An 844-nucleotide genomic window follows, 5' to 3' on the forward strand; every position below is an offset into this window, starting at 1 on the left:
CTAGGGTCAAACCTCTTTACGACATAATCCTGATGTGATTCCAATCCTCTATGGAGGATTGGAATGAGCAGACTGCCGATGCTGAGCCATGAGCAGATGAAAGTTCTACAACCATTATTACCTCGTGCCCGGGGGCTGCGCCGTGTGGATGACCGTCGGGTCATCAGCGGGATCATTTATGTGATCCGTAACGGCCTGCAGTGGAAAGATGCACCCAGAGAGTTCGGATCATACAAAACTCTTTACAACCGGTTCATCCGCTGGAGCGAACGCGGCGTATTCGAGAAGATCTTCGCAACCCTGGCAGCGCGGGCCGGTGTTCCGGAATGCCTTATGATCGACAGCACGCATCTCAAGGTGCACCGTACGGCAGCCTCACTGCGTAAAAAGGGGCAGCGCCCCGCAGGATCGGACGGACACGCGGCGGCCTGAATTCGAAGCTTCATGCCGTCTGTGATGGTGTGGGGCGCCCCATTGCCATGCTTCTGACGGAAGGCCAGATGAGCGATCATCGCGGTGCCCGCATCCTGCTGCCAGTCCTGCCAGATGCCCACTATCTGATTGCGGACAAGGGCTATGACAGTACCCGCTTTCGTGACGCCCTTGCCTCGAGTGGTATTGCGCCCTGCATTCCATCAACAAAAAACCGAAGGAAACTGCTGCCTTACGATCGGCATCTTTATGGGAAACGACACAAGGTCGAGAACCTCTTCGGGAAAATCAAGGACTGGCGCCGTATCGCAACGCGTTACGACCGTTGCGCCCATACCTTCTTTTCGGCCATCTGCCTCGCAGCTACCATCATCTTCTGGATGCCATAAAGAGTCCTGACCCTAGTCACCTG

General features: G+C 55.6%; 1 protein-coding gene. It reads left to right on the top strand.

The window, feature by feature from the left end; all coding sequences use genetic code 11:
- Nucleotides 1-63 precede the first annotated feature (63 nt).
- A protein-coding gene (locus HNO79_RS16345; protein WP_408887047.1) for an IS5 family transposase occupies nt 64-821 on the top strand; the annotation gives its coding sequence in 2 pieces (ribosomal slippage) (nt 64-394 and nt 394-821; 759 coding nt in all).
- The last annotated feature ends 23 nt before the right edge of the window (nt 822-844 follow it).

Source organism: Komagataeibacter oboediens (assembly GCF_018491655.1).
Classification (GTDB): Bacteria; Pseudomonadota; Alphaproteobacteria; order Acetobacterales; family Acetobacteraceae; genus Komagataeibacter; species Komagataeibacter oboediens.